The organism is uncultured Gimesia sp. (genome assembly GCF_937919775.1).
Classification (GTDB): domain Bacteria; phylum Planctomycetota; class Planctomycetia; order Planctomycetales; family Planctomycetaceae; genus Gimesia.
This window is the reverse complement of the sequence record NZ_CALFPF010000647.1, coordinates 1-7845: the sequence shown is the minus strand read 5'-3', so window position 1 is coordinate 7845 and position 7845 is coordinate 1. Positions and strand designations below refer to the sequence as shown.

General features: G+C 49.6%; 6 protein-coding genes. 1 reads left to right on the top strand and 5 read right to left on the bottom strand.

Features of this window, described 5'->3' with window-relative positions; genetic code table 11:
• The first annotated feature begins 862 nt into the window (after positions 1-862).
• The gene (locus tag Q0294_RS18505; protein WP_299468414.1) at positions 863-1183 is read left to right on the top strand and encodes a hypothetical protein; all 321 of its coding nucleotides are present in this window, start codon (positions 863-865) and stop codon (positions 1181-1183) included.
• Positions 1184-1230: 47 nt separating this feature from the next.
• Here the strand turns inward: Q0294_RS18505 and Q0294_RS18500 are convergent, their stop codons facing one another.
• The 5 genes from Q0294_RS18500 to lysS form a co-directional block, all read right to left on the bottom strand.
• Complete coding sequence (locus Q0294_RS18500) at positions 1231-1995, bottom strand: YHS domain-containing protein (protein ID WP_299468412.1); 765 nt, start codon at positions 1993-1995, stop codon at positions 1231-1233.
• Positions 1996-2583: 588 nt separating this feature from the next.
• Positions 2584-3441: a branched-chain-amino-acid transaminase gene (gene ilvE / locus Q0294_RS18495; protein WP_299468410.1), complete on the bottom strand. Its 858-nt coding sequence runs from the start codon at positions 3439-3441 to the stop codon at positions 2584-2586.
• A gap of 186 nt (positions 3442-3627) precedes the next feature.
• Positions 3628-4374 (bottom strand): ABC transporter ATP-binding protein, encoded by a 747-nt coding sequence (locus tag Q0294_RS18490; RefSeq protein WP_299468408.1) that lies wholly within the window; start codon positions 4372-4374, stop codon positions 3628-3630.
• A gap of 81 nt (positions 4375-4455) precedes the next feature.
• The gene (locus Q0294_RS18485) at positions 4456-6048 is read right to left on the bottom strand and encodes an FtsX-like permease family protein (RefSeq protein WP_299468406.1); all 1593 of its coding nucleotides are present in this window, start codon (positions 6046-6048) and stop codon (positions 4456-4458) included.
• A gap of 64 nt (positions 6049-6112) precedes the next feature.
• Positions 6113-7594 (bottom strand): lysine--tRNA ligase, encoded by a 1482-nt coding sequence (gene lysS, locus Q0294_RS18480; RefSeq protein WP_299468404.1) that lies wholly within the window; start codon positions 7592-7594, stop codon positions 6113-6115.
• Positions 7595-7845 lie beyond the last annotated feature (251 nt).

Genomic DNA, 7845 nt, shown 5'->3' with positions numbered 1-7845 from the left:
AAACTGTTAATATATAAGGAGATAAAAAAAGTGTATTCCCGGCATTTTTTCCGGACCGGGCACATTCGAACCAAAGGGGGGATGAGGTCAAATCGCAACGCGCACGAGGGAAGAACGAACTATAAATACGTAAACTGTTTTGAAATCTACAGTTAACGTGTGGTTGCCTCAAAACAACATGGTGAGAATCATCAACGTGAAAATGCGGGCTCAAGAAATATGTGCCGGAAATCAGGAGGGAAGTGTGCCGAACCGAAAAACGCTCTTCACTTAAAATGGAGTTCCTGATATGAACCGCAGCTCAAATCAGGGGGTGTTATTCAGAAATTACTGGGAAGGGAATCCCAATGCGTAAACTATTACACCTTGCAATTTGCTGTTCCATCTTATGTGTCCTGACCTGCACAGGCTGTCAGATGGGAAGTGACGGACCTATCACGAAAACACTCGGTTTTCGTGATGTTCCCAAACAGAGTGAGCCTCCGATCGAAACAGAAGACGAAATCGAAAGTCACGCATCAAATGCAACAGCAGATGAGTAAATCAGTAGTCTATTGGGGTTAAACGCCCCGGAGCAGAAAAAAACCAATGAGGGGCTTTGATCTGCAGAAATTGAGCAATCTCTCAGACTGAGTTAGCCGATGACGTAATGTGTTACGATCTCGCAACGGGCTTGCACCACCGTGATTGATAGAGTTTCACGGAAATGCAAGTGAGATAAAATAGCGAAATCAAGAATCGATTTGACTTGGACAAGGATGGAAAAAGTCAACAAATGAACGGGCTGCGATTAATTTGGATTCTCTGCATTAGTACACTTCTGCTTGGCACGCAGACAGGGTGTCAGGGATTTGCCAATAAAATGTTCCAGATGGACAGTAACAACCGCTCTCCTTTTTTTGGTCTGGAATTTTATACAAAAAAAGAGAAACCCGCCACGATTCAAAATGTCTCTCAGCAGCAACCGGTGGAACTGGAGCCGGTCATTCTGCAGGCCAAATCTGAAGAACCTTCGCGTTTTTCGCGCTTCCCCAAATGGCTGAACCCGATGTCGAAAAAATCGCAGTCAGAAGAGCGAATCCCCCTGCCTCGCACCGATTTGTCAAAAACCGAAGTGATCCTGGAAGAGCCGGCTGAAAAAGCAACGGTGAGCGACCTGGGTTCATCACTCGAAGATTTTTGAGCAACGCCACTATTGAGCTGATTTCATTGAATCCCGCAGCGGTAAACTCAGGGGCTGGATTTCTGTTTGCGGCGTGCTTCCGCTTTTTGTTTTGCTTCCGCGATGAACGTTTCGGGATCTTCTTCAAACGCCTGTTTGCAGCCACTGCAGCAGACATAATAGTTTTTGCCCTGATAACTGACCTGGATCGTGCCAGCACCTCCCGTCACGATGCATTCGGGGCCACCACTTCCCGACTCGGCGAGTTTTGTCCCTGCTCTGGTGTAACCGACTTCAGCTAAACGGTAATAAAACGACTGCCCCTGATTGCGTTGTTCGAAGAGTACCAGCGTCCGTTTTTCATTGAGACGACGAATGGAAATGCGATAGACGGCACCGCTCTGATCGGGCTGTGATTCTAAAATCAGCGTGTCTTTGCTCAAGCTGCCGGTGTAAGACCGCGTTGTCCCATCCGGGAGCACGGCGGACAACAAATAGGTTTTCTTCTGCGGATCATACGACAGCAAAGCCGACTTGAGAAATTTGCCGTCCGTAATCTGGTAGTCAATACTGGTGGAGTTCGGGCTGAATTTCCAGACCCACTCTGCTTTTTCCGACCAGGCTCCCTGACGGGAATTGCGTTTGATCATCCCCACGCCGCGCCAGCCACCAATCAGCGAATTGAACTCGGCTAATCCCTGTTTGGCCGCTTCACGGTCCGTTGCGCCGGCAGCAGTCGCGCTCGACTGCGGTTCCCCCTGTGCACCAGTCGACAGCACCAGGAGAGCACAGACAGAACAGAGACAAACAACTGATTGGATTGAAATTCGCATCAGAAAGATTCCCGAATGGACAGGCAATAACGGTTCCGCTGAGAGAATAAACACATGAAAACAGCAAACCGGTCGCGTTGAATGACGTTTTCCTATCCTAACACACAAAAAAACGGATGCAACGAAAGTTCAGCATGGATTCAGCTCCGAGGGCCGGGTGACATCGGGTACAATCGTGTTTTGTGTTTCCTGCTGTTGAAGAAACGGGCTCCGTTTTTTACGACACGGTTATGGTTCAAGTATCTCAAGTTGTGGCAAAAATTTGACATTTCAGGCGCAAACTGATGTCCCAATCGTGACCCAACCGCACCTTCGACAGACTGATCATCCGAAACAGGTTTAGAGAGTTCACATTCAAAAACCGTAAAAACAAGGGACTTTTATCGTGACGAAATCAACAGAGTGAATCAGTTCACCAGACAGAAAGTCCCAGCACGCGCGCGACGCTAATTACGCATTTTGCGGAACGTCAGGTTCTCGTCAAGGCGAAAACTCACAGCTGAACTGAGGCTTTTTACGGAGATTCAGAAAGGAACCAATTTGTCAACCAGAGCTTCAATTTCGCCCGGGTGCACTCGGGAACAAGTTCTATTCCCGCGTGAGTTGTTTAAATTTTTCGTTCAGATCTTTGGTGATCGGTCCCGGTTTTCCATTGCCGATCGTGCGACCATCCAACGCAACTACCGGAATCACTTCGGCTGCAGAGCCCGTCAGGAAACATTCATCGGCTACGAAAATATCGTGTCGCATGAAAGACGACTGCTCTACGGCAATGCCGGATTGTTCCGCCAGTTTGATCACCGCGTTTCTGGTAATGCCTTCCAGAATTCCTGCATCGATCGGGGGCGTTTTCACAATTCCGTTTTTGATAATGAAGATGTTATCGCCCGTGCATTCCGCGACTTCGCCTTTGTGGTTCAACATCAAAGCTTCAATACAGCCGGCGTCCGTGCCTTCAATTTTGGCCATAATGTTATTCAGGTAGTTTAATGACTTCACACGCGACGACAAAGCAGCCGGATGATTTCGGATGGTGGCAGCAGTAATGATTTTCAGTCCGTCGACATAAAGTTGCGGATCGTATAACGAAATGTTATCGGCAATGATGATGACCTGGGGATTGCTGGTGCGGCGGATGTCCAGCCCCAATGAACCGGCACCGCGGGTAACGACCAGACGCACATAACCGTTTTCGATTTTGTTGGCAGCAACGGTTTCATTAATGGCTTTGATCATCTCTGGTTTTGAGAGAGGGATCTCCAGCCGAATGGCCAGGGCGCTTTCATACAAACGATCGATGTGTTCCTGCATCAGAAACACTTTATGATGATAAACCCGGATGCCTTCAAACACGCCATCGCCGTACAGCAGGCCGTGATCGAACACACTGATTTTTGCTTCTTCCTTGGGGAGCAGTTTTCCGTCAATATAGATTTGGAGCGACATTAGAATCTGGTACCATTCTCAATTTAGGCCAAGACGCGGCTGGCTGGTTTTGGCGGAATTTCAATCCTGTTTAGAAATCGGCGAAATCCATTTCAGACAGAAGAATCACGTGCAGTGGCTCATGCCATAGACACAACGCTGGCGACAGTGGTTCACGTGCTAAAGGCAGGCTTTGATCGGCTGTGACTAGGCGGGAACCGAAGCACTTTTCGACTTGCCCAGCACCTCGATCTGACCTTCCCGCAGGCGAACCGTTCGATGTGCCTGTGCAGCAATCAAATTATCGTGCGTCACCATGATGATAGTCAGCTGTTCCTGCTCATTCAAGTTGGTCAGCAGGTCCATAATTTCTTTACCGGTAGTACTATCCAAATTTCCGGTAGGTTCGTCTGCCAGCAAAATCTGCGGTTTGGCAATTAAGGCCCGGGCAATGGCGGCCCGCTGCATTTCTCCGCCGGACATTTCGGACGGACGGTGCTTAAGCCGATGGGAGAGACCGACTTTCTCAATGATCTCCAGCGCATCCTGCTTGAACTTTTTTCGCTGCTTCCAGTATTCCCAGGTGGAATAACGGATCATCAGCGGCGAGAGCACATTCTCCAGCAGATTCAGTTCGGGCAGCAGGTGATAGAACTGGAAGATAAACCCGAACACCCGGTTGCGAATCTGGTCGCGGGCATGCTCGGGTAAATCATCAATCTGCTGGCCTTCCAGATAAATTTCACCCACATCGGGAGTGTCCAGCAAACCGAACAGATGCATCAACGTACTCTTTCCTGAACCCGATTGACCGACAATCGACAGGAACTCGCCTTTGTTGACTTCGACATCGATCCCGCGCAGTACGGGAACTTTGTGCTTATCTTTGCGGTAAGCCTTTTCGACGGCAATCGCCGCTAACTGTGGTTGAGGCATGGAAATAGTCTCGGTCATGAATTCGTACTCGACAATAACGGGATAACGATGATTGCTGTTACGTTTCCTTTTTGAACGCGGTTCTTATCAGTCAGAACCTCATTCATACCGCAATGATTCTACCGGGTGAAATCGTGCTGCTTTTCGTGCGGGCAAAATACTGGCCAGCACGGCGATCACCATGGCGCCGACAGCCACCCAGAAAACCATCATCGGTTCCACGTGCGTGGCAATTTCCGGGAAATAATAAATCCGCTGATCAAAGACTTTCCGCCCTGTGACGAAAGTAATGAATTTCTCGATCTGATTGATATATTTCACGAACAGCAGTCCGACAATCACACCCACTCCACTTCCCACCAGTCCGAGCGCCAGACCGTAAGACAGGAAGATAGACATAATGCCGTTAGAGCTGGCACCCAATGCTTTCAAGATGCCGATATCGCGGGTTTTCTCGAGTGTGATCATAAAGAAGATCGCCAGGATGCCAAAACCGGCAACGGCGATGATCAAAAATAACAGCACATTCAAAATCGCAGATTCCACTTCGACGGCTGCCAGGAGCGGCCCCTGTTTGTCTTCCCAGGTACGAACGCGGAACAGATTGGCGGGCAATGCTTCTTCCAGCTTGCTGACCACCATGGCGGCGTCTTCCGGATTTTTCAGTTTGATCTGAATCGAAGTGATTGATTTTTCGCCGCTTTCGGGATCAATCATGCCTCGCATTTCCTGCAGATATTCCAGATTGCAGAATACAAGGCTGCTATCGTGCTCGCTCATTTCACTTTTGAACAGATCAACAACCGTGGCATTAAAGTGGGTCGGTTCCGGAGGCTGGCCGGCGGTAACCGTACTGATTTTGACATCATCTCCCGGTTTGACGATTTGAAACATTTTCGTTTCGCCGGTATCCGGATCTTCATACGGGAAGCTGACCAGCCCGTAACCGATATAGACGCGGCCTTTCAAAGGGCTGCCGGGATCACGTTTCTCTTCTTTGTCAAAAGACTTTCCTTCTAAACCGTCATCGAATGGATTGGCAAAATCCTTTGTTTTCACTGCGACCTGCGGTTTAGAATTGAACGGATTTTCGGGTGTCGCTTTTGATTCGAAGTCCGGTTTGGGCAGCGGTTCTTCCGACTGCGGTTCTTCAAAGGAAACCTGTTCGTGATCCTCCATCGGCGGCGGATTGTGATTCCAGCGGTCCACCATCCATTGGGCGCGAGTCGTCCACTCTTTACGATAGGCCATCGCTTCGGGCGATAATTCCCAGTCGGGGACACTCCCCTCCTTGGTATTCACCAGATATTTCGAGAGCGGACCGACGGTCGCTTTGGTCGCCGGATCGATGCCGATCAGAGTGACCGGTTTGCTCTGCCACTGTGAGCCGTATTGCACACTGAGCATGGCATAAATTTCGACGGTCGCCGTCATGCCCTCAATGTCTTTACCTACAGCACGCTGGATGCTCTCTTTAAGGTCCTGCGTGTTAGGTACACCGTCGAGTGAATTCGATTCCACGATGACATCCGCCAGGATGCCACGCAGACGGTCTCGCATATCGGTGCTGAAACCATCCATGACACTGTTGACGACGATCATCGTCGCCACGCCGAGCGTCATACTGATGATACTGGCCAGCGCAATATAACGTGTTTTTAAATATCGCAGGCATAACAGTGATTTGTACATACGGCCAATCCTTTGGCTGATTATTCTGCCGGCAATTTTGTCAACTGCCGGACACGTCCCTGGTTTACTCGTTAGTTGTCGGTTGACCTTCAGGCCTGAGTAATGGGAAGTAAATGACGTCGCGAATGCTGTGACTGTTAGTCAATAACATCACGAGACGATCAATGCCAATTCCCAGTCCCCCTGCAGGAGGCATGCCAACCTTTAACGCTTTAATAAAATCTGTATCCATTTTCGCCATCGACTCTTCATCCGACTGCCCCGTCAATTGTGTGCGGAACAACTCTTCCTGCAGCAGCGGGTCATTCAATTCCGTGTAGGCGTTTGCCAGTTCCATCCCCTGCACGAACAGCTCAAACCGTTCGGCAATGTTGGGGTCTCCCTGCTTTCGTTTGGTCAACGGGCAGATGGAGGCCGGGTAATCAATCACGAATACCGGGCCGATCAAATGCTGCTCGCAAGTGGCTTCAAACACCTCGTTCAAGACAATATCCGGGTGAATATTTTCCGTATTGATGCCATGCTGCTTTGCCACTGCGGCGACAGCAGCCGGATCGTAGGGATCACAGCCGGCATGTTCCCTGACCAGATCGTAATATTTTTTGCGTTCCCACGGGCTGCTGAAGTCGATCGTCTGATCTTCGCCCCAGGGAAGCTGCATGGTGTCGCTGATCGCTTTGACGGCATCGGTAATGATGGCTTCTGTCAAATCCATCATGGTCTCATAGTCGCCGTACGCCTGATAAATTTCGATCATCGTAAATTCAGGATTATGCGTGGCATCAATCCCTTCATTCCGGAAGACGCGTCCGATTTCATAGACGCGTTCAATGCCGCCCACCATCAAGCGTTTCAGATGCAGTTCCAGCGCAATCCGCATGTAAAGCTGGATTTCCAGCGTATTATGATGTGTGATAAAGGGTCGCGCCGCCGCACCGCCGGCTACCGCATGCAGTACCGGGGTTTCGACTTCTGCAAACTTGTGATTTCGTAACGTCTGCCGCACCGAGTCAATAATCTGACTCCGTTTCAACATCTTATCCAGAACGCCTTCAGTGTAAATCAAATCGAGTGAACGCTGTCTCAGCAGCAGTTCCACGTCTTTGACACTGTGATGTTTTTCGGGGGGCTGTGCCAGCGATTTGCAGAGCACCGTCAATTCTTTGACGAAGACCGAAATCTCGCCGGTCTCGGTCCGTCGCAGACAACCATCCACGCCGATCAGGTCGCCCAGATCCAGATTGCCCATCAACTCCCATTGCGTCTCGTTTAAATCGCCACGGGAGAAGAGCAACTGAATCTTGCCCGTCCAGTCCTTGATATCATAAAAGCGGAGTTTGCCCGCTTTACGACGCAACATGATCCGACCGGCGATGCGAACTTCTTCGCCATCCACGCCCGATGCTTCCGGCGCCTGTTCGCGTGCTTCGACAATCGGAATATGGCCGTCAAATCTCTGCCCCCAGGGATCAAATCCCAGGGACTGAATTTTCTCTAGTTTTTTAATCCGTTCCACTTCGAAACGGTTGGGCTTAACATTGGACATGGAAATTAAATACGTCTATATGAGCAAGTTTTACAGGATCTGACACACAAAATCGGAAACCGTTCAAAAAAGTGTGTCAAAAAAGAGAATTTAAACTACTGAGAGAGGGGGGATAATGGCGAAATCTGCCGGTCAGGTCAATGGCAACCAGTTGAAAATATACATAGAGACATCTAAGCCGGCGGTGTGCATTTAATATTTAAGTGAAATATGGGAATTGTCGGCAAGTACCAGGAGGGCTCGTCTGAATA

Bases quoted from the DNA above. Each gene is read 5' to 3' on its own strand.
- Q0294_RS18485 (WP_299468406.1), bottom strand. From the start codon at position 6,048: ATGTACAAATCACTGTTATGCCTGCGATATTTAAAAACACGTTATATT.
- lysS (WP_299468404.1), bottom strand. From the start codon at position 7,594: ATGTCCAATGTTAAGCCCAACCGTTTCGAAGTGGAACGGATTAAAAAA.
- Q0294_RS18500 (WP_299468412.1), bottom strand. From the start codon at position 1,995: ATGCGAATTTCAATCCAATCAGTTGTTTGTCTCTGTTCTGTCTGTGCT.
- ilvE (WP_299468410.1), bottom strand. From the start codon at position 3,441: ATGTCGCTCCAAATCTATATTGACGGAAAACTGCTCCCCAAGGAAGAA.
- Q0294_RS18490 (WP_299468408.1), bottom strand. From the start codon at position 4,374: ATGACCGAGACTATTTCCATGCCTCAACCACAGTTAGCGGCGATTGCC.
- Q0294_RS18505 (WP_299468414.1), top strand. From the start codon at position 863: ATGTTCCAGATGGACAGTAACAACCGCTCTCCTTTTTTTGGTCTGGAA.